The sequence below is a fragment of the Brevibacillus brevis genome, assembly GCF_022026395.1.
Lineage (GTDB): Bacteria > Bacillota > Bacilli > Brevibacillales > Brevibacillaceae > Brevibacillus.
The window spans coordinates 4,001,442-4,021,995 of the sequence record NZ_CP041767.1 but is presented as its reverse complement, the minus strand read 5'-3'; the positions used below and the strand labels follow the sequence as shown (position 1 = coordinate 4,021,995).

General features: G+C 45.6%; 19 protein-coding genes and 1 pseudogene. 13 read left to right on the top strand and 7 right to left on the bottom strand.

The window, feature by feature from the left end; genetic code table 11:
- Window positions 1-53: 53 nt before the first annotated feature.
- Window positions 54-1,370 (top strand): condensation domain-containing protein, encoded by a 1,317-nt coding sequence (locus tag FO446_RS19285; protein ID WP_237898807.1) that lies wholly within the window; start codon window positions 54-56, stop codon window positions 1,368-1,370.
- A 46-nt stretch (window positions 1,371-1,416) separates the two neighbouring features.
- Window positions 1,417-2,583 (top strand): cytochrome P450, encoded by a 1,167-nt coding sequence (locus FO446_RS19280; protein ID WP_173608311.1) that lies wholly within the window; start codon window positions 1,417-1,419, stop codon window positions 2,581-2,583.
- Between the two features lie 130 nt (window positions 2,584-2,713).
- Here the strand turns inward: FO446_RS19280 and FO446_RS19275 are convergent, their stop codons facing one another.
- Window positions 2,714-2,938 carry a PLDc N-terminal domain-containing protein gene (locus FO446_RS19275; RefSeq protein ID WP_173608310.1) on the bottom strand — a complete coding sequence of 75 codons (225 nt, stop codon included), beginning with the start codon at window positions 2,936-2,938 and terminating at the stop codon, window positions 2,714-2,716.
- A 198-nt stretch (window positions 2,939-3,136) separates the two neighbouring features.
- The gene (locus tag FO446_RS19270) at window positions 3,137-4,027 is read right to left on the bottom strand and encodes a LysR family transcriptional regulator (protein ID WP_173608309.1); all 891 of its coding nucleotides are present in this window, start codon (window positions 4,025-4,027) and stop codon (window positions 3,137-3,139) included.
- A gap of 110 nt (window positions 4,028-4,137) precedes the next feature.
- On the opposite strand from FO446_RS19270, the gene hutG reads away from it, so the two are divergent.
- The 3 genes from hutG (at window position 4,138) to FO446_RS19255 (ending at window position 8,324) form a co-directional block, all read left to right on the top strand.
- Window positions 4,138-5,106: a formimidoylglutamase gene (gene hutG, locus FO446_RS19265; RefSeq protein WP_173608308.1), complete on the top strand. Its 969-nt coding sequence runs from the start codon at window positions 4,138-4,140 to the stop codon at window positions 5,104-5,106.
- Between the two features lie 12 nt (window positions 5,107-5,118).
- Entirely contained in the window at window positions 5,119-6,306 is a 1,188-nt protein-coding gene (gene gltS / locus FO446_RS19260) for a sodium/glutamate symporter (protein WP_047068478.1), read from the top strand.
- Window positions 6,307-6,749: 443 nt separating this feature from the next.
- Window positions 6,750-8,324, top strand: coding sequence for an FAD-dependent oxidoreductase (locus FO446_RS19255; protein ID WP_173608307.1), 1,575 nt, complete (start codon window positions 6,750-6,752; stop codon window positions 8,322-8,324).
- Between the two features lie 4 nt (window positions 8,325-8,328).
- Here the strand turns inward: FO446_RS19255 and FO446_RS19250 are convergent, their stop codons facing one another.
- Window positions 8,329-8,919, bottom strand: coding sequence for an AAA family ATPase (locus FO446_RS19250; RefSeq protein WP_173608306.1), 591 nt, complete (start codon window positions 8,917-8,919; stop codon window positions 8,329-8,331).
- Between the two features lie 164 nt (window positions 8,920-9,083).
- Here FO446_RS19250 and FO446_RS19245 point away from each other — a divergent pair, with 164 nt between their 5' ends.
- Window positions 9,084-9,671, top strand: coding sequence for a DUF3238 domain-containing protein (locus FO446_RS19245; RefSeq protein WP_221869049.1), 588 nt, complete (start codon window positions 9,084-9,086; stop codon window positions 9,669-9,671).
- A 217-nt stretch (window positions 9,672-9,888) separates the two neighbouring features.
- Window positions 9,889-10,458, top strand: coding sequence for a GNAT family N-acetyltransferase (locus tag FO446_RS19240; protein WP_237898805.1), 570 nt, complete (start codon window positions 9,889-9,891; stop codon window positions 10,456-10,458).
- Window positions 10,459-10,519: 61 nt separating this feature from the next.
- Here the strand turns inward: FO446_RS19240 and FO446_RS19235 are convergent, their stop codons facing one another.
- Window positions 10,520-11,980 (bottom strand): flavin monoamine oxidase family protein, encoded by a 1,461-nt coding sequence (locus FO446_RS19235; protein WP_173608303.1) that lies wholly within the window; start codon window positions 11,978-11,980, stop codon window positions 10,520-10,522.
- A gap of 154 nt (window positions 11,981-12,134) precedes the next feature.
- On the opposite strand from FO446_RS19235, the pseudogene FO446_RS19230 reads away from it, so the two are divergent.
- The 4 genes and pseudogenes from FO446_RS19230 to FO446_RS19215 all read left to right on the top strand — a co-directional run bounded on the left by FO446_RS19230 (window position 12,135) and on the right by FO446_RS19215 (window position 15,967).
- Window positions 12,135-12,722 (top strand): annotated as a pseudogene (locus FO446_RS19230) (putative glycolipid-binding domain-containing protein).
- Window positions 12,715-13,101, top strand: a complete 387-nt coding sequence (locus FO446_RS19225; protein WP_173608302.1) for a hypothetical protein — start codon at window positions 12,715-12,717, stop codon at window positions 13,099-13,101. Before FO446_RS19230 ends, FO446_RS19225 begins: the two are co-directional and overlap by 8 nt.
- Window positions 13,102-13,119: 18 nt before the next feature.
- On the top strand, window positions 13,120-13,590 hold the full coding sequence (locus FO446_RS19220) for a macro domain-containing protein (RefSeq protein WP_173608301.1): 471 nt from the start codon (window positions 13,120-13,122) through the stop codon (window positions 13,588-13,590).
- Window positions 13,591-13,951: 361 nt separating this feature from the next.
- Complete coding sequence (locus tag FO446_RS19215; protein ID WP_173608300.1) at window positions 13,952-15,967, top strand: endonuclease MutS2; 2,016 nt, start codon at window positions 13,952-13,954, stop codon at window positions 15,965-15,967.
- A gap of 78 nt (window positions 15,968-16,045) precedes the next feature.
- On the opposite strand, the gene FO446_RS19210 is transcribed toward FO446_RS19215, so the two are convergent.
- The 3 genes from FO446_RS19210 to murB all read right to left on the bottom strand — a co-directional run bounded on the left by FO446_RS19210 (window position 16,046) and on the right by murB (window position 18,703).
- Window positions 16,046-17,236: a multidrug effflux MFS transporter gene (locus FO446_RS19210; protein WP_237898804.1), complete on the bottom strand. Its 1,191-nt coding sequence runs from the start codon at window positions 17,234-17,236 to the stop codon at window positions 16,046-16,048.
- Between the two features lie 187 nt (window positions 17,237-17,423).
- Complete coding sequence (locus FO446_RS19205) at window positions 17,424-17,777, bottom strand: HesB/IscA family protein (protein ID WP_221869055.1); 354 nt, start codon at window positions 17,775-17,777, stop codon at window positions 17,424-17,426.
- Between the two features lie 23 nt (window positions 17,778-17,800).
- Window positions 17,801-18,703, bottom strand: coding sequence for a UDP-N-acetylmuramate dehydrogenase (gene murB, locus FO446_RS19200; RefSeq protein WP_237898803.1), 903 nt, complete (start codon window positions 18,701-18,703; stop codon window positions 17,801-17,803).
- 220 nt (window positions 18,704-18,923) lie between these two features.
- Here murB and FO446_RS19195 point away from each other — a divergent pair, with 220 nt between their 5' ends.
- Complete coding sequence (locus FO446_RS19195; protein ID WP_173608296.1) at window positions 18,924-19,553, top strand: helix-turn-helix transcriptional regulator; 630 nt, start codon at window positions 18,924-18,926, stop codon at window positions 19,551-19,553.
- Window positions 19,554-19,612: 59 nt separating this feature from the next.
- Entirely contained in the window at window positions 19,613-20,530 is a 918-nt protein-coding gene (locus FO446_RS19190; protein WP_237898798.1) for a phosphotransferase, read from the top strand.
- Window positions 20,531-20,554 lie beyond the last annotated feature (24 nt).

Here is a 20,554-nt window from a genome sequence, read left to right as displayed (position 1 = left end):
TTTTTCCTGACTGTTTTTCTTTCAAAAATTGTAGGTAAAGGGGTGTTTCGTAAATGAATGTCAGTGAGGTAAATCAGAACATGGCAATCCCAAACCGACTGCCTGCAAACGGAAGTGACAGGTTTAATTACATGGTCAGCTATCTTTCCGATTGCCAGCTTCAAATGGTGTTGGAAATGGACGGACAGGTGAATCAACAGCGATTGCTTCAAGCGATGGAGGCAAGCACCATTGCGGAACCTATCATTGGTTGCCGCTTTATAAAAGATTCAGTCCGCCCTTATTGGGAGCGACGCAGCGATTTGGCGTCAAGCGGTTGGTGTTCCTTGCAACTTCTCGGTGAGTCCGATTCCGCAGAGAAAGCCATACAGGAGTGGCTGTCGAGCCCAATAGACATCGATGCTGATGCGATGGTCAAAATTCGCATTCTGCGGACCTCGACCAAAGATATCGTTTGCATCAAACTGAATCATCTATGCAGTGATGGTGCAGGGTTGATCGAATATGTTCACTTGTTAGCTTCGCTTTATAGTGAGCTAGCCAAAGACCCGCGCTACGTTCCCAAGCCAAACCTTGAGGGGAGGGATCAGAGCCGTTTGTTCAAGGAAATGGGTATCCCAAATGGCGGGACGCCGCAAGCTCCCGAACCGCAGGGGCCAACACTTCCTTTTACGCCTGGAGAACCAGCGAAAAGGAGACAAGCCATTCGCAGAATACCGGGCGAAGAGTGGCTGGAGCTGGCGCAAGGATTTAAACAAAAAGGGTTCACGGTAAATGATGTGGTACTGGCTGCCTACATGCGAGCTTTATATCAACAGATGGAAAATGTTCCGGATGAGCAGGTCAAAGTCATGGTGACTGTAAATGTAAGAAAATTCTTACCCAAGGGCAAGGTAGACGCTATTTACAACTTGTCTGGAGTTGTTCATGCCACAATGAATCAAGCAACAGGGACATTTGCAGATAAGGTAGAAGAAGTGGCGGAATTCATGAAGAGTCAACGTGATAATAAAGACATTCTGCACGATGCGGTAAACACGTTTGCCTTTGTGGAAAATTTAGAGTTCCATCACACCTTGAAGATCATACAGGATGTAAGAAAACAACTTGTAGCAGATGGTAATAGTACACCAATACTATCAAATTTTGGTATGATTAGTATGAGTCAGCTATCATTCGATGATGTGAAAGTCGCAGGTGCATATATCGTATCACCAGCCTATTACGCACCAGGACTGATGCTTGGAGTCAGTACCTATCAAGATTGCATAACCCTCAATATTTCCTTCTTTGAATCGAACACAGACGTTGGGCTAATAGAAAAACTCCTCGATACCATGATAGAGGATATCAAATCATACAGACAGTAGCCAGCTTGCAGCACATACCCATCCATATAAATAAGGAGTGAATGAAATGAATAAAGTAGTATTCCCCAATGAAATATCAGGTGCGGAGAATCTGCAACAACAGTTTGAACCCTATGGCTGGTATGCAGAAATGAGAAAAAATAGCCCGGTACATTATGATGAAAAGCAACAGGTTTGGAACGTATTTCTGTATGCGGATGTCGAGCGCGTGCTGACCGATTATCACCTCTTTTCAAGCGATACAGGCAAACGAATTGCTGGTTCCCTCGCATTGAAAGAAAAGGGCATCACAGAGATGGACCCGCCTGATCATGGAAAAAGGAGAGCTCTCTATACAAAAGCCTTTTCAACCCGAACACTTCAGGAGTGGGAGCCGCGCATTCAAGAAATTTCACGTCATCTATTAGAGGAAGTAAAAGAAAAGCAAAGCATCAGAATTTTAGGTGATCTCGCAACCCCGATGCCAGTGATTGTCATTGCCGATTTGCTCGGTGTACCGTCTAGCGATTGGATGCTGTTCAAACAATGGTCAGATGTTCTCATCGCTTCCGGGACACGCGAAACGTATGAGGATATTAACCTCAAAAAGGAAGAAATCATGAAGGAAATGGCTGTTTATCTCTCTCCGATCATTCAAGAAAAAAGAGAGAACCCGACAAAAGATTTCCTTTCCGACTTAACGCAAACAGAATATAAAGGCCAAAAGCTATCTGACCCTGAGATTATTGATATTGCAATCAGTTTGCTGCTTGCCGGAAATGTAACGACAAGTACGCTCTTGTTCAGTGTTTTCTACTGCTTTTTACTGGATCGACCAGGCGTTTATCGTGAATTAAGGGAGAATCCGCAACTGGTAGATCAAGCGATCGAGGAAGTATTGCGCTTCCGTCCGCCAGCACAGGTTTTGATGCGCAAGGTTCAAGAAGACACGGATATGTTTGGAAGTCTGATGAAAAAAGGCGAGATCGTCATGGCATGGCTCGGTTCTGCCAATCGTGATGAACATACCTTTGCACAGGGAGATCAATTCGATATCCATCGACCTAATAGCAACAAGCACTTAACCTTCGGAAAAGGCTGCCATTTCTGCTTGGGAGCACCACTATCCAGACTGGAAGCAAAGGTGATGCTAACAGAAATGCTCAAGTGCTATTCTGACATCTCAATCGGTGGATTTGAGAACGATCTGATCCTCAATGTGACGAGAGCCTAATCATATTTTCTGATCAAGCAGTTGAGCAGGAAGGTTATTCCTGTTTGACTGCTTTTTTTATTTCGGGAAATGAGAGAGAGGTTATACGAAGACAAAATAAAAAAGGAAGGAAAAGAGAATTCCTTACTTTTCAAAACTTATCTTTCCGAATCACCAAATAAACGATCAACCCGATAATGGGAAAAAACAATAATGCAATCAGCACGATGATGGAGAACTCCTTGCTATTCCCACGTCTCCTCGCATCACGGTATGCCCAAATACTGATGACGATATTAATCACGTTTAAAAATAAGATGAGAAGGATCGGGAGGAACACAAAAAAGGTTGATGAAGCATCGCCTACTTGAATCAAAGGATCACCTGCTTTTGAATATTTACAAGACTTTCCCAATTATATATAAAGAAGTGGGAATTGTGTAATGGTTTGACTCACCATGTAAAAGTATTTGGAAAAGATGGCATGAAGTATTTCTATCATCTTTTTGATCCCTCTACATATCCAAGGACAAGATGGAGCAGAAGCTGTATGCAAGCGAGGAGAGAGTATTCGCTATGTTTTGGAAGGAAACTTTCCCCGAACCTCCTCCAGAAAAGCCTGCACAGCCGGGGCCAAATAACGATTTTTCAAGTACGCCAAATAAACCGTCCGCTCCAACGCAGGCGAATCAATCGTTTTCCGAACGAGTGAAGCATCTGTTGATCCAGACAAATAGTTCTCAGGAATAATCGTTACCCCCAAATTCTCCCTCACTAACGTCAATGCAGTTTCAAAGCGCTCAATCTCAAATTTGATTTGCGGGTCGACTTGTTCAAACGAAAAGGCCGTTAAAATATCCTCCCTTGTCTGAAATCCCTCTGTACTAATGATGAATGGCTCATTAGCCAAGTCTTTTAATCGAACGGATTCCTTTTCTGCCAGCGCATGATCCTTGTGCAGCACCAGCATTAAGCGCTCATCATACAGAGCAATGGATTCAATATCTTCTTCATTGATGAATTGGTTGGTTATGAGCAAATGCGTATGATACTTCCGCAGTGATTCCTTTACAGCTTTCCCGCTCAGAACCTCGATTAGCTTGATGTTAATCGAGGGAAAACGCCCCTGATATCCGCGAATGACTTTTGGAATCCAATGCTTTACGGACTCTATGATGCCGATGATAAGATCGCCGCTCCCGGTTAGCTTTACTTCTTCCATCTCTTTTTTTAGCATGTTCATTTGGGAAAGAAGCAGCAATGCTTTCTGGTACAAGATTTTACCAGCATCCGTCAATTCCATTTTTCTCGTGTTTCTCTCGAGCAGTGGAGAGCCGACTTCTTGCTCCAGATTTTTGATCGCGTTACTTAAGGAAGGCTGCGAAATATGCAGTTTTTGTGCGGCTTTGGAGTAGCTCAACTGATCACAAACTGTCACAAAATAGTGCAAATGTTTGATATCCAACTGGGGCACCTACCCTTATTTATAGCATAAAGCTATCAATTTATTTGAATTATATATTAGAAATAATAAGTTTGTCATTATATAATCAATAAACAAAAGGTTCAGAAAGGATGAATAGCTTGCCAAAGAATGTATCAGCAGATTTGTGGACCGGCCGGACTGACCATACGGAGAGAAGAAGCAGTTTTCGCTACCATCAGATTGTAGAAATAACGGACTTGGATACATTGCAAGCTGCCGAGGATCGCACAGTCGCTATCATTGGGTTTGAATGTGAAGAGGGAGTGAGGCGCAATCAAGGAAGATTAGGTGCAGCCAAGGCTCCAAACGCAATTCGGCAAGCGCTTGCAAGCCTTCCTTGGAAGGTGGAGGAAGGGAAACGTATTGTAGATGTGGGGAATGTTGTTTGTCCAAACGAAGAGCTGGAAGCAGCTCAGGAAGAATTGGGGAACGCCGTCTCTGCAATCTTTTCCAAAGCCATGACGCCCATTATTTTAGGCGGAGGCCATGAGACATTGTATGGACATTACGCCGGTGTCCGCAAGCATATTGGAAAAGAGGCTTCCCTGGGCATTATCAATATTGACGCTCATTTCGATTTGCGTTCCTATGAAGTTCAGCCTTCATCTGGGACGATGTTTCGGCAAATACTAGAGCATGACAAAAATAGCAGCTATTTTGTGTTGGGGATTCAGCGCTATGGCAATACGCAAGAGCTATTTGATAAAGCAGATGAGCTCGGTGTGAGCTATGTGTATGAAGAAGAGATGACAGACGCGCGAATGGATGAAATTAGTTTATCTGTAAGCGAATTCATTGAAAAACACGATCATGTCATGCTGACGCTATGTACAGATGTTTTAAACGCAGCCTTTGCACCGGGAGTAAGTGCGCCATCTCCTTTCGGCTTAACACCAATGGTTGTTCGCACTTTGATCCGTGCCGTTGCCACTCATAAGAAAACGCTTTCTTTTGATATTTGTGAAGTGAATCCGGTTTTAGATGAAAACGGAAGAACCGTAAAGCTAGGTGCTTACTTGACGAATGAAGCCATCATGGGATTACTAGAGAACAACTAAGGGGAGACAACTATGACGTTAGCACTTAATCAAGTAACGACGATTTTTCTCGCAGTAGCACTTCTCGTATTAGGTACTTTCCTCGTAAAAAAGGCTAGTTTCTTGCAAAAGTTTTGCATCCCGGCACCAGTGGTTGGGGGCTTGTTGTTCGCTATTATTGCAACAGCTTTGAAAGCGACCGGAATTTTACAAATTACATTGGATACTTCCTTGCAAAGCTTGTTCATGCTTACGTTTTTTACTACTGTTGGATTGGGAGCGAGCTTTAAGCTGATCAAGCTTGGCGGGAAGCTGCTCGTTATTTACTGGATCGCCTGTGGATTTCTGGCTCTGGCACAAAACGTAATCGGTGTGTCACTAGCTTCCGTGTTCGGTATTCATCCATTGATCGGGATGATGGCAGGAGCTGTCTCCATGGAAGGTGGACATGGAGCAGCTGGTGCTTTTGGACAAACGCTTGAGGACATGGGCATTCAATCTGCGTTGGCGATTGGGATCGCAGCAGCTACCTTTGGTCTCGTAGCAGGGGGCTTGGTTGGCGGACCGACTGTGAAATATTTAATTGCCAAATACGATCTGAAGCCGACGGAAACGGAAGAAGTAGTAGAGACAGTAGAAGAAAAAGGACAACCGATTCACTCGAATACCTTCTTCATCCAAGTCCTGCTGATTACATTCTGTATGGCATTGGGAACGTATTTGGGAGAGCTGTTCTCGACTGCAACCGGATTTGTTCTGCCGGGTTATGTGGGAGCGATGTTTGTAGCGGTGATTGTCCGTAACATCGTAGATAAGCTCAATCCAAAAGCAATCGACATGAAGAGCATCAACCTGATCAGTGATGTGACGCTCGGAATCTTCCTGTCCATGGCACTGATGAGCATCAAGCTGTGGGAAGTTGCCGACCTAGCGCTTCCAATGCTCGTGATCGTATTTGTTCAAGTAGTATTCATCGTTTTGTTCGGGATTTTCGTCCTGTTCCGTTTGCTTGGCAAAAACTACGATGCCGCAGTTATGGTCGCAGGCTTTACAGGCCATGGTCTGGGCGCTACTCCAAACGCAATGGCGAATATGGCGGCCGTAACGGGAAGATTTGGTCCTTCGCGAAAAGCATACTTGGTCGTTCCGATCGTTGGTGCCTTCCTGATTGATGTGTTCGCGATGCCGATCATTATTACCACGATTAATTTGTTTAAATAAAGACGATTTAAAATCCCTTCATGCTGAGATAGTCACGCTGAAGGGATTTTTTGTGCTTATCTTCACTTTGCGGTGCTTTCTGTCGCTTGTATTTTTACAAAAAATAGAAAGAAAAGGGAGTAATTTCTTGACTGTTCGCATCCTGTTCGTATATATTTGTATAAGAACACACGTTCTTGTTTTTGCTTAGACGATTCCACTTCAATACACAAGTTTGGCGTGGAGATGGGGAATTCAGGCTTGGTAAGAGACAGCTGGAAGGGGATGAAAAGGGTCATCACTCTGAGGGGAAATTAGGGGCATAGATCCAGAAACAAAGTTTGCACAAGTAGAAGCTGATAAAAAATATTTAGTGTTTTTTGCGAAAATTGTAACGTATTGTCATTTTTTGCGTATTAACTGACAGAAACAACCAAAAATCAGAAAATGTGGAGGGAAGTAGAATGAGAGAACTTCATGCTGATGTGGTGATTATTGGGGGAGGCACTGGTGGCTGCGCAGCAGCACTGGCAGCAGCGAAATCAGGAAAATCAGTCATTATGACGGAGGAAACCGATTGGATTGGCGGTCAATTTACGAGTCAGGCGGTACCTCCAGATGAGCATCCATGGATCGAACAGTTTGGTTGCACGCGCAGCTATCGCACATTCCGTGACAGCGTGCGTGACTATTATCGCAACCATTACCCAATGACGGCAGAAGCACGCGTCATTCCGAATCTTGACCCTGGTAACGGTTCCGTAAGTCGCCTTTGCCACGAACCAAAAGTAGCACTGGCTGTTTTTTATCAGATGCTTGCTCCGTACATTAACAGTGGTAGACTTACTATTCTGACTAATCATAAGCTGCATGCCGTTCGCATGGATGGCGATAATGTCTTGTCGATCACGGTCGAAGATAAGAAGCATCATGATTTTCATGAATTGGTAGCACCTTATTTCTTGGACGCGACAGAATGTGGAGATGTTCTCCCGCAAGCCGGCGTCGAATATGTGCTTGGCGCTGAATCAGTTGATCAAACGGGAGAGCCAAATGCTGTTGTCGGACCGCCGCAGCCAAATGATATTCAGGCGTTTACGTATGTCTTTGCCATGGACTATTTGGAGGGAGAAGATCATACAATTGCCAAACCGGAAACGTATGACTTCTGGAGAAACTACAAAGCAGATTTTTGGCCGGACAAGCTGCTCAGCTGGACAGGTTCCAACCCGCGAAATACTGCTGAATCTGTAAGATATGAGCTGTTCCCGGGTACTAAATATTTTCCGCTCTTTACGTATCGTCAGGTTGCTGATCCGAAAAACTTCCAAACCGGTTTGTACAAGAGTGGTGTATCGCTCGTTAACTGGCCGCAAAATGATTACTGGTTGGGCTCGATCATCGATGTGCCAGAGGAAGAGCGTCAGCGTCACCTTTACGGTGGTAAACAGCTGAGTCTCTCCCTTCTGTATTGGATGCAAACAGAGGCTCCTCGCCCAGATGGTGGACAAGGGTATCCAGGCCTGCGACTGCGCAAGGATGTAGTAGGAACAGAGGATGGGCTGGCGATGTATCCGTATATTCGTGAATCCCGCCGGATCAAAGCCGAATTCACCGTATTGGAGCAGCATGTGAGTGCATTTGTCCGCAAAACAGGCAAAGCAGAGGCTTTCGAAGATTCCGTTGGAGTCGGTAGTTACCGAATCGATCTACATCCGAGTACAGCGAACCGCAATTACGTCGATGTGTCTACCTATCCGTTCCAAATTCCGTTGGGCAGCTTAATCCCTGTGCGTGTAAATAACCTGCTGCCAGCGGGCAAAAATCTTGGGGTTACGCATATTACAAATGGATGCTTCCGTCTCCACCCAGTAGAGTGGAACGTTGGTGAAGTAGCTGGTTATTTGACAGCTTATTGCTTGCAATATGGCTTGACTCCTCGCGCTGTTCGAAACACTCCTGATGAGCTGAAAAAGTTCCAAGCGTTCTTGTACGCGGAAGGCGTAGAGTACTTCTGGCCAACGATGTACGCAGTGTAAGAAGTTAGACGATTTGGTTGCCTGAGTTCGGCATGTCACTGAACTCAGGCTTTTTCATGGAGAGTAAGATTTCCTCCACCGTTTCCTGAGGTGCCTGCTCGGAAGAATCGATCCACATGCCGAGCTTTGGTGTCTCGGTTTGCAAGATTTTATTGAGGTGGGAAATCGTCCAAGCACCATACCCTGTTTTGGAACGGGAAGCTTCTCTCTCTTCAATTGCTTTTTCGCTTGGCGAGAGTACTACAACATACAACGGACGGTTCCGAATCATTTCAACAAATTCGCCCAAAAAGGGGCCGATCACAACATCCTGTACAACGACATTAAATCCTGCTTCAAAAAAAGTGTCTGCTGTAGAGGCTGCTATTTTGTAGCGCAACCGCAACTGTCGAATGGCTTCTTCTGACGGTTCAGGCATGTACTCCTCTCTGCCATTTACAATCATTCGTCGGAACGAATCACCACGCAGATGGACGCCTCGATTCAGCTTTTCAGCAAGTAACTGAGCTACCGTTGATTTTCCAGAAGCCATAACCCCGGTAACGAGAAAGATACATCTGTCTGGAACATGAAGATTGGCATTCTCTTGCAACATCTTTATCCCACCTTACTTTATCAGGATAGATCCTATTTTTTTGCACGGAAAGTAATGATAAGCAGCGTTGACAACGAAATGATGATATCTGCATGGTGTTCTTTTTTTACCAAAACATAACATATTTGTCTTAGAAGAACAATGACACATGGAGGTGCCAAGGTATGGTGAACCTGATCAAAATCAGGGCGAGTGTATTTATCCCCCTGTCATGGACGGAACCAAGAACTGATTCGCAAACAGGAAAAATCATTCAATTCGAAGGCGATTCGCGTGAATTTACCCCGCATGCAGTTAACGCCATGCGTTCCAGAGTGGAGCAAGAGGTTGTCGTAGACTTTATGAAAAAAGAAATTTTCACCTATCAGAACACGGGAATCACAACAGAGAAGATCACGAATCCTGATGGCTCGATTCAGCTGAGAAAGGGAAAAGCGAGTACGGACGGCATTTTGTGCAGGAATATGATATGGAAATCGGATGATGAAGTGAGCTTTGAAATGAGCGCAAGTGCGAGCAATCCCCTGAATGAGCATGCGCCTCCGGTTGACTACTTATTATCAGTTACGGCGAAAAGGGATGGTCTTGTACAGATCGAAGGAGCGCATGATGGCTTCCCTTGTTTTGAGTTTTATAAGCAAGCGGATTTTGGACCGTTTGAAACGATTCATACCCATGATTTCCGCGAAACAGGTGATACTCCGGCAGCCATGGCTGGAGAGATGGAATATCACTTTCGCAAGATGCTGTAGTACGAACGCATTATCACTCTGCTATCCTCCACGAGTAGAACAGAGTTGTCACGACAACTATATGAATCAAGGCATCGTCAACAAGAGCAACGCACAAGCAGATTCAGCAATTCGAGACATTGCTTCTTTCTATCATAAACTATATCATGAACTAGATTATGGAAGGGAATGAGGCAACCAAAATGTCCCGTCCTACGTTTGTGAGGAGGTTCTTATCGTGAGTAGCTCGACGATGTTCGATCAATTCCCTGTCATCGAAACAGACAGATTGATCCTGCGACAACCTGATCAACAAGACATAGAAGATATTTTTGAAGTGTTGTCACATGAAGATGTGGCGAGATATGTAGGAATAGCGAGATTTCAATCGATTGCAGATGCTGAAAATGAACTTCGATGGTACCGAGACTTATTTGAACAAAAACAGGGACTCAGGTGGGCGGTCACGGATCGTTTCACTGGAAAATTTCTTGGTAGCTGCGGCTATAAACATTATCATGCTGGACATAACAAAGCGGAGATTGGGTATGATCTGAATTTTTCGTGGTGGAATAAGGGGATCATGTCGGAAGCACTGCGGCCCATTATCGCGTACGGGTTTACGCATATGCATCTAAACAGAATAGAAGCAGATGCAGATACACGAAATACGGCATCTATCCATTTGCTCCAAAAATTTGGCTTTCAGGTGGAAGGAATCCATCGAGAAACGGAATTTGAAAATGGGATGTACATTGATCTTGTGAAGCTGGCGCTGCTTCGAAAAGAATATGAGTGGAATTCGTAAAAGAATCATAATCGACAAACGGCGGGGAATGTACGGAATCTTTTATCGTACAGAACCCCGCTTATTTTCTGCCCACCTCTACAGCCACGCGCACAGCAGACTCAATCGCCCCCTGAATCCAGCCGTGATATTCATTCGAGATATGCTCCCCCGCAAAATAAATTTTTCCTTCAGGCGCACCAATGTGGGAAGCAAATTCCGTCTCCTGCAACGGTTTGAACAAGGCAAAGGCACCAGCAGCATGGGGCTGCAATGCCCAATTATGTGCGACCCCCGTAACGAATGTATTGTACACCTGCTCTCCATGAATATCAGCCAGATGCTTTACTGCTTGCATCACTTGAACTTCTTTCGGCATGCTGAGCCAAGGAAGGTCGTCATCTTCCCATGTGTAACTGACCAATACGACACCCCCGGGCCGATCAAATCCGTGATTGGGGAAGTAGGAGAGGCGAATAGGTGAATCCGTTACTGTTTGTCCGCTCCTTATTCCTTGTGCTTCCCAGAAGCGCTGAGAAAACTGAACGCCTATTTTGGATGAAGAAACATAGTGGAGTTGACGAATGGCTTTCCATTTTTGATAGGAAAACAGGTCGTACGGTTCGACCTGAACAAACTGCAAGACAGTAAAAGGGATGGTAATAATCGCGATATCGCCGGTCATCTGAAACATTTCGTCTGTGTCGGTACGAACGCCAGAAATGGTCATTTGATTCCCCGTCTTGACGATTCGCGTCATTTTATGCCGGAGATATATATTGTCTTGTAATTGTGGGAGAAATGCCTGTGGTAGCTGATCAAATCCCCCTGCTATTTCGTAAAAGCGTGTAGAAGGATCGAACAGGATGAAGTCTCGTAAAATTTCGGGAAAGGCGAGCTCAGGGAAACCCTCGAAGCCAGTCATGACCTTGATCATATCGATAGCGGGGGAGGATAAGGAAGGACCAACAGGATTGAAGCGCAAGAACTGGTCCATGGAAAATCGATCGTATTTTTTGACGATGATGGGCCAGTTCGTTGCTGGATTGAGATTGATGAAGTCGATGACAGGCTTAATGGCTTGCCCGGCTAATTCATTGAAAGTACGGCCTTTTTCATGTGGGGCTACAGGGAACCGGAGGATGTCAGGATTGCGTTCATAGATCCAGCGTCTTGTTTTGATGCCATTTACGGAGAGGATATCGTTGGGAGAGTTGTTGATAAACGGATGAAGGGGCAGAGCGAATTTCGTCACGTATGCCAGGGTAAGTTCGTGCGTGTGAGGAATACGCATGGCCCCGGCATCCAGATAATGGCCATGGGTAAATGGAGAGCGCAATGTGTACACTCTGCCCCCTATCCGGTTTGCTGCTTCCAAAATCGTTACGTTGTGTCCCGCTGCTTTTAGCAACGAGGCAGAAACAAGACCAGCCATCCCAGCCCCGACGATGATGATATGGAGGGGGGAGTGGGTTTTGGGGAGACCATTGCGAATAATGGACAGCATGTCAGGTTGTGTTAAGGAGAGGGAGGGATTATCCATCGATTGTCTCCTTTCCATTATTTTCCGGTACTATGATCCTATTCCATAGATGACTCAGGTATGCGTTGTGCAAGCCGGTTATACAGGACTCTACCATTTTCATCCAAGAAATGATAGGATGAGAAAAGGGGAACAAATGATCGGAGGGGTTCGCATGTTACCAACGAATGTTATCTAGAAACCAACCACAGGTGTAGGATATGAGCATTTGAGCATACGGGAGGGCTCGAACAGAATCCACGTAAATAGCATGGTGATCGGAAGGCTGGATGACGCTAGTATAACCAGAATCCAATATGAAATGGTCCTGGATTCAAATTGGGTCACACGTGAGGTTTCACTGGCAATCATGGGCGAAGAAGGAGCTTTGCATCTCTCATCGGATGGCAAGGGAAACTGGACGAATGAGGTGGGTGAGCCCATTCCTGAGCTCTTTGGCTGTATCGATATCGATATTTCTTGTACACCTTTCACAAATACACTGCCAATCCGCCGTTTATCGTATTCTCCATGGGAACCACAGTCTATTCAAGTAGTCTATTTCTTGGCCCATGAGCTGACGTATAGACAAGTGCAGCAGCAATATACGCTGTTAGAAAGCAATGGGGACTCTTCTGTCTATCGATACCAGGCTGGAACATTCGTGGAGAACATCACTGTTGATACAAATGGGTTGGTCCTGAACTATCCAGACCTGTTTATTCGTGAGCAGGAAGAAGGAGTGATTGTTCTGCATGGCTGAAAGGTTTATGGCGGGTATAGTGGCGAGTTTTTTATTTACATTTGCAACTGCCCTTCTGTATTTTCAGGATCGATTCTCGGTTCTTCCCGTCGCGATGCTTACGTTCCCGACGGTGTTTATGTTAGGGATTCCGCAATCTATCATCATTGATTGGGTCATGAAGCGAATGCCATTGAACAAGAGAAGGCACCTTCTCATACTGGAAGCAATGCTGTACGTCGTAGCTGGAATCATCGCAACGATGATGCTTTTTTTCATCGTTATGCATACCTTAACGCTGCTTCTCAAGTTTTATGTCCTGGGCGTAGCGGCATCTGTGCTTTATTTTGTTTGTCTGCGCTTCTTTAGGCGTAAAAAGAAAGTCCTGCATGAAGCGTAAGGAAAAGGAGTGAGTGCCATGAATGAATGGGTACAAGTCGTGTCAGGAAATATTTTGGAAGCTACAGAAAATATCATCGTGCAGCAGGTCAACTGCATGGGTGTGATGGGGGCAGGTCTTGCCAAGCAAATTAGGGCCAACTATCCAAGTGTTTATACGGAGTACAAGCGTCATTGCGAGCAGTATGCAGATGCACGAGGCGACCTCCTTGGACAAGTGCTACTTTGCCAGGTCGGGGAAGGGAAGTACATTGCCAACCTTTTTGCACAGCTCGGTTATGGAAAAAAAGGAATCTACACGAAATATGACATGCTGCAAAAAGGGTTGGAAGAAGTTCTCTCCCTCGCGAAAAAAGAAAATCTGACCATCGCCATTCCATACGGGATCGGCTGCGGATTAGCAGGCGGGGATTGGGATGTGGTGAGGAAACAGCTTGACGATATTTTTACTGGTTATGGTGTGAAGCTGTACAAATTCGAAGCGGATTGACGGCAGAGGATCACATGCGCTATAGTGAAAGGAACCATATCTAGGGAGAGATGTTGATGTCGGCGGTCGTTCTTAACTAAAGCAATTCCATACAAAAGGTCTTGATTCACCATTCGAAATTTTGCCCTGTAGCAAAGTTTCTTTGTGCTGGGTGATAATCGGCCTTGGAATTAGTTAAGAACAACGGATATCATACAATGCCTTAGGTGAAAACCCTATCATTGCGCCCAAAATCCGTGCTGTGTTCAGCGCGGTTTTTTATTTGGTTGCGTTTTGTTTAGGTATACCAAAAAAAGGGCGGAGAATGACATTTGTTCATTCTTCGCCCTTTTTTATTTTTCATAAAAAGGAGAAATCAGTCATGAATGAAAAAGCATTACAGCGTCTCGAATACGACAAGATCAAAGAAAAGGTAATGGAATACGCCTTATCGTACGCAGGGAAAAAGCATGTAGAACAAATGATGCCAATGGACTCTGTCAAAGTAGTGCGTAGTAAGCTGGACGAAACAGCTGAAGCCAAGAACATCCTGCAAAATGGAGCTAGTGTACCAATTCCCGCGCTGGAAGGGATGGAGAAGATCCTTTCTCTTCTAGGGACGGGATATGTATTTGGCGTAAACGATTTTACGAATCTGTACTTGTTCCTAACGAGTTGCTCACAACTCATGAAGTACATGGCAACAAAAGCACAATTGGCGCCACGCGTAAGCACCTATGCAGCATCGATGTACGACGCTACAAAATTGAGGAACGAAATCGAACAGTGCATCCGTCATGGGCAAGTTGTCGATTCCGCCAGCAAAGACTTGTTGAAGGTGCGCAAACGAATTGTCGTATTTGAAGATCGCCTGAAAAGGCAATTGGATTCGATCATGAACAAATATCGTTCGATCATGCAAGAAAATGTGATTAGTACACGCAATGGACGCTATGTCATCCCTATCAAAAAAGAACATCGCAAGCAAGTGGCAGGCAGTGTCTTAGATGAGTCGGCGAGCGGTCAAACCGTCTATATGGAACCGACGGAGATCAGCGCCGTACAGTTTGAGCTGACAGCACTCAAGGCAGAGGAAGAACGCGAGGTAACAAAAGTACTGATGCAATTATCCGCGTTCGCAGAAGAATATACCCATGAACTCACCGCGAATGTCGAGATCGTTGGAATGTATGACTTCCTTTTCGCAAAAGCGAAGTACGCATTGGCAATCGGAGGCGCGAACGTCGAGCTAAACGAAAAAGGAATCCTCGATGTCAAGGAAGCACGGCATCCGCTACTCGGTCCGAAAATGGTGCCACTGCATTTGAAAATTGGCCGAGAGTACAAATCGCTTATTATTACAGGTCCCAATACAGGCGGGAAAACATTGACCCTAAAAACCATTGGGCTGTTAACCATGATGGTTCAGTCAGGTTTGCTAGTACCAGTACAGGAAGGCAGTCGTTTCTCCATTTTCCGCAACATCGCTGTAGATATTGGGGATGGGCAGAGTATCGAGCAAGCGTTAAGCACGTTTTCGGCGCATATTCATAATGTCTTGGAAATCTTGAAGATTACCGACGCCTCGACCCTTGTTCTAATTGATGAGATGGCTACGGGTACAGATCCAGGAGAAGGGGTCGCTTTATCGATTGCGATTTTGGAGGAGCTGCACCGAAGAGGCGCGACAGTAATCGTGAATACACATTTTAACGAAATCAAAAATTTTGCCTCCGCAACTGCCGGTTTCCAAAATGCACGAATGGAATTTGACGAGGAGACCTTGCAGCCACTGTATCGCTTGCGAATCGGAGAAGCTGGCCAGAGCTACGCATTCCTGATCGCACTGAAGCTGGGTATCCCGTCTGAGATGATTCAGCGTTCTCGGGAAATTACTCGGAATGGATTCATGACTACGACTGCCGCTAATGAGAGGCTGGAACAATACCAAGACGTCGAGCAGGAAGAGTATGAGGCTCCAGGCTATGTGGAGTCACGGATAATAGAAAAGCCGGAAGAAGTGGTAGTGGCAGTAGAAGAGGAAACGCGTGAGCAACTTTCCCAGGAGATTTCCGAAAAAGCAGCAGATACCCCAGCCACGCCAAAGCGTGACAAACCATTTGCTGTTGGCGATAGTGTATTCATCTCCTATTTGGGGAGAACCGGCATCGTGTTTGCTGCGGAGGACTCCAAAGGTATCGTTGGCGTCATGATTCAAAATCAGAAATATAAAATCAACAAAAAGCGCCTCGTCTTGCATATTGAGGGCAAAGAGCTGTATCCGGCCGATTATGACATGGACATCGTTTTTGAGACAAAAGAGAACCGAAAGAAACGTAAAATGATGAGTCGCAAGCATGTCGAAGGATTATCGATCGAGACGAAGCGGGAGGAGTGACGAGTACAGGCAAAAAGCCGATTTCTCTATGAGAGAATCGGCTTTTTGGTGTTGAAGTTGCTGAAAAGAGCGAATCGGCTATTTGGTTGTATGGCTGGCCGTCATTTGTTTACTAACAAGCACCATCATGATTGCCAATAGCAAGAAGTAGATTGGCATGGTGACCAGCGAGCCGTTATGAAAATAGCTCATGCCACTCGTGATGAGACTGACGATGAGGTAGTAAATCAAACCAAAAATAGCGCCAGCAGTTCCGAGCACATCGCTGTAGTGGACAAGAGCTAAACTCAGGCAGTTTGGAATCATGATCCCAATCCCTAGCAAAAGGGTAAAGATAGAGATTACCATGATCGCCATCGAAACAACGGACGGGCTCACTCCATACAAAGTGAAACTTGTGAGGCATACTGCTCCTAACGTTGTCACCAGTGAGCCGATCAGGATAATGTTCTCAGCGGGGTATTTGGTTAGTTGTTTTTTCGAGAGCATGGCCCCGATCACAGAAGCCAAAGCTACGAAAATCCCCAAGAACCCAAACACACCAGGCGTCATGCCGAAAAACGCAATGAAAATAAATGGCGCTTCGGCATAGTAACTGAACAACATGCCATTTGTCGCCCCAATTAAGAAGCCAAAAGCCCAAATCCTTTTGTCCGTAAAAAGGCGTTTGGCTACAGCCAGCGTGTTTATCTTTGAAGCGGTAAATGTTTTGGTCTCAGGCAACGATACAAACGCGTAAGCAAAAATCGCTACGCTCATCGCAATTAGCGTGAAGAAAACAGCCTGGTATCCAAACGATTGATCCACCCAACCACCGATTAAGGGGCCAATTGCAGGCGTAAAAGCGAGAGCAGCTGAAATCTGAGCAAAAACAGCATGACGCTTGGTGGTATCGGTACTCTCTCGTAAGATGGTTTGGGTTACCACCGATCCTGCACTCGCACCGAAAGCTTGAATGAACCGGCTCCATAACAACCAGTCAGCTGAAACGGAGAGGTAGCAACCCAAGCTGCCCAGACCGTAAACGAAAATTCCCCAGAGCATGGCAGGGCGTCGGCCGATAGCGTCAGAGAGTCTTCCCCAACAAAACACGCCAAAGGCAAAACCGAGGAAGTAAATACTGAGTGTCAGCTGGATCGTATTGTTACTGGCATGAAGACTATTGGCGATATCAGGTAACGAAGGTGTGTAGATCGTTTCACTAATTTGCGGAAAACCCACCAGAATGATCAACAGTAGCAAAGATGGTGTTGAGATTTTTGTATTCACTTGTACATTCCCCCTACATTCCGAAAATCTCAAACAGCGCAGGAGGGAGATTACGGGATTGGGGGTTTACATTTGATTAGTCTGGAAAATGAAAGCATATTGTCACCTTACATAAGTAATAGGGGGAAATTTTTCACTAGAATAGCATTCGTTTGCAATCGGTGACAAGTCATTTTCGTCTGGTGATTTATTCACACTTTTCTCTTTGTCCTCGATGTAGGGCTGTACGGAAGCTGCTTCCACAGCCGCAGGTTGCAATCGCATTCGGGTTTTGGATCGTAAACCCACCCATCATTCCTGTCTCTTTATAATCGATTTCGACGCCATCGACATACGGATAACTTTCCGGATTGACGACCAACTTCACGCCATCCATTTCGATTGTGGAGTCGCCCTCTTGATAAGTATCATCAAAACCGAGCCCGTAGGTCATTCCGGAACACCCGCCGTCCTTCACGCCAAAACGAATGAAGAGAGAAGAGCTTTCTTGTACAAGCATATTTTGAATGCGAGTGACAGCAGCTTGGCTGATTTGAATCATCGTGAGACCTCCCTTTTTTATGTTTACAGTTCACCTACGATTACAACTTCAGGAACAAGCTGAATGCCAGATTGGCTGTGAACTTTTTCCTGAATCTGTCTCATGAGTGTCCATACATCAAATGCAGTGGCATTGCCGGTATTCATAATAAAATTGGCGTGTTTGCTCGATACTTCCGCGCCTCCGTACCGCATACCTTTTAGGCCAGCATCTTCGATGAGCTTTGCCGCAAAATGGCCCGGTGGATTTCTGAATACACTGCCCGCACAGTCGAACGGCAGAGGCTGTGTTTTTAAACGTTTTTCTTTATATTGGTTCCATTGGAGCTTGATGCTTTCGCTATCGCGCAAAGTCAGTTCAAAAATCGCTTCCGTGATGATTACATTAGCATCTTGCAAGGAAGAGTGGCGATAAGAAAAATCCAAATCTACAGCACGCAAGGAGCGAATGGCTCCGGTTTGTGTGATCACTTCAGCTGAATGGAAAATGTCTGATATATCCGATCCGTTGGCGCCTGCATTCATATACACAGCTCCGCCGACAGACCCGGGTATTCCACCTGCGAACTCCAAGCCACTGAGTCTGTGCTTGTTTGCCAATGCTGCAAGCTTGATTAAGGAGTAGCCGGCCCCTGCGTAAATCTGATTGCCCACGATTCGGGCATAGTCCAAGGCCTTGTTTAATTTAATGACCGCGCCACGATACCCCTTGTCTGTGATCAAAAGGTTGGAGCCCTTTCCCATCACCATCCATGGGACATGATGTTCATTCAGTATTTGTAGGACCATGATCAGTTGAGATTTACTGCTCGGTATAATCAGTAAATCCGCAGGTCCGCCAATTTTCCAGGTAGTATGTGCCGCTAAAGGCTCCTGATAAGTCACTTCGACCTGTCGTTCACGGAGAAGGGAGAATACAGCTTTCATCCTTTTCACCTATCCTTCTTGGAAAAAAACACCGTGCACTACAATCATAGTATAGGCACTAATTTATATATATTCAACTAAAATGTTTAATAAATTGCAGTTGCGTAACCTTTGTGATGAACAAAGAGGGTCACTTTATAAACATGTTTGTTGAATTAGTTATACAAAGGACATATACTGTGAGCGTATCGTTCTTTTCCAATAAAGGGGCGAAGAGAAAATGGAGAGATATAAACACCTGTCAACACGTGAATACATTCTATTGTTGCTGAAAAGGGAAGGGGAACTCAGCACAAAGGATTTACAAAACAGGCTGGAACTCACAAAGGTAGCTGTCAGCAGGCAAATGATCTACTTGGAAAAAGACGGTTTTGTTGTGTGCAGAGTAGGTCGTCAAAAAGCAGGCAGACCGATGCATTACTACTCGTTGACACAGCAAGGCAACGAACAATTTCCGAATGATTACGGGCAATTGGCCGTGGATTTGATGGAGCATATCGTGCTGGCAGACGGGGAAGACCGAGTGGATCAATTTTTCGCAAGACAACAAGAAAAGATGATCCAGAAATACGAGGGACAGATGGAAGGAAAAGCGCTATCTGAAAAGGTGGCAGAGATGGCGCGCATCCAAGATGACAATGGATTTATGGCGAGATGGGAGCAGGTCAGTGATGAGGAATATGTGATCACGCAGCACAATTGTCCTTATTTTAAAGTAGCAGATCGGTATCAGATGATTTGTGCAAGAGAGCTTAATTGTTACCGAGCGTTACTGCAGACGAGCGTAGAACGGACGGAATGCGTGGCAATCGGCGGAAAGAGATGTGTCTATCAGATCCGATCTACGTAATCGTAGCTGTAAGCACCCATCACGGCAGATGAAAGGACAAATGGGAGGGGACGAAAATCATGACCAACTCGAATCCATGGGATGCTGACTGGGACGTATCCGAACCATTGGCACGTGCACTCATTTTCCGTCAGTTTCCGCGGCTATCTTCCATGCCCATTAAGCTGATTGGCTGTGGGTGGGATAACGTGGTCTTTCGAGTGGGGGACGAATATGTCTTCCGTTTTCCGAGGCGGAATGTCGCTGTTGCGTTGATCAAGAAGGAAGGGGTGCTGCTGCCAATGCTTGCGGCATTCCTGACGATCCCGTATCCGAAGCCGGTTTTTTATGGGGAACCAACCAACGACTATCCATTCCCTTTCTTGGGGTACACGTATGTGCCTGGAACGTTTCCAAAAGGCTTGACCGACGAGCAGCGTGCTTCATCAGCAGTGGCACTTGCAACGTTTTTAAAACGCTTGCATGCATTTCCGTCCCAGTGTGCCCGGGAGAACGGCATCGAGCATGATCACAGGAACCTCCTGGACATTGCACAGAGAAAAGAAAAGATGCAGACGTTTTTGTCTACCTTAGCTGTACATATTCCTGCAGAGGATCGGGATGTGATCGCGAATTATTTAGGACAAGTCGTGATCGACCGATTAAGTCCACGTGAAGTGCTGCTGCACGGAGACTTGCATGTTAAAAATATGCTGGTAGATGAAGCCGGGCAGATATCAGGCATCATTGACTGGGGTGATCTCAATGTAGGTCACCCAGGAGCGGATGTAAATGTGGCGTACAGTTTTTTACCGCCACAAGCCCGTCAATCGTTTTTCCATACGTATGGAGAAGTGGATGAAGAGACAAAAATATTGGCGAGAATGATGGCGGTGTACATTCCGATGCTGCTCTGGATGCAAGCCATTGATCACAATGATGAGATAGTAGCAGAGGAAGCAAGAATGACGATACGGCGAGCACTCGCTGGCGAATAGGGTATCTGTAAAATGATTCGGGGG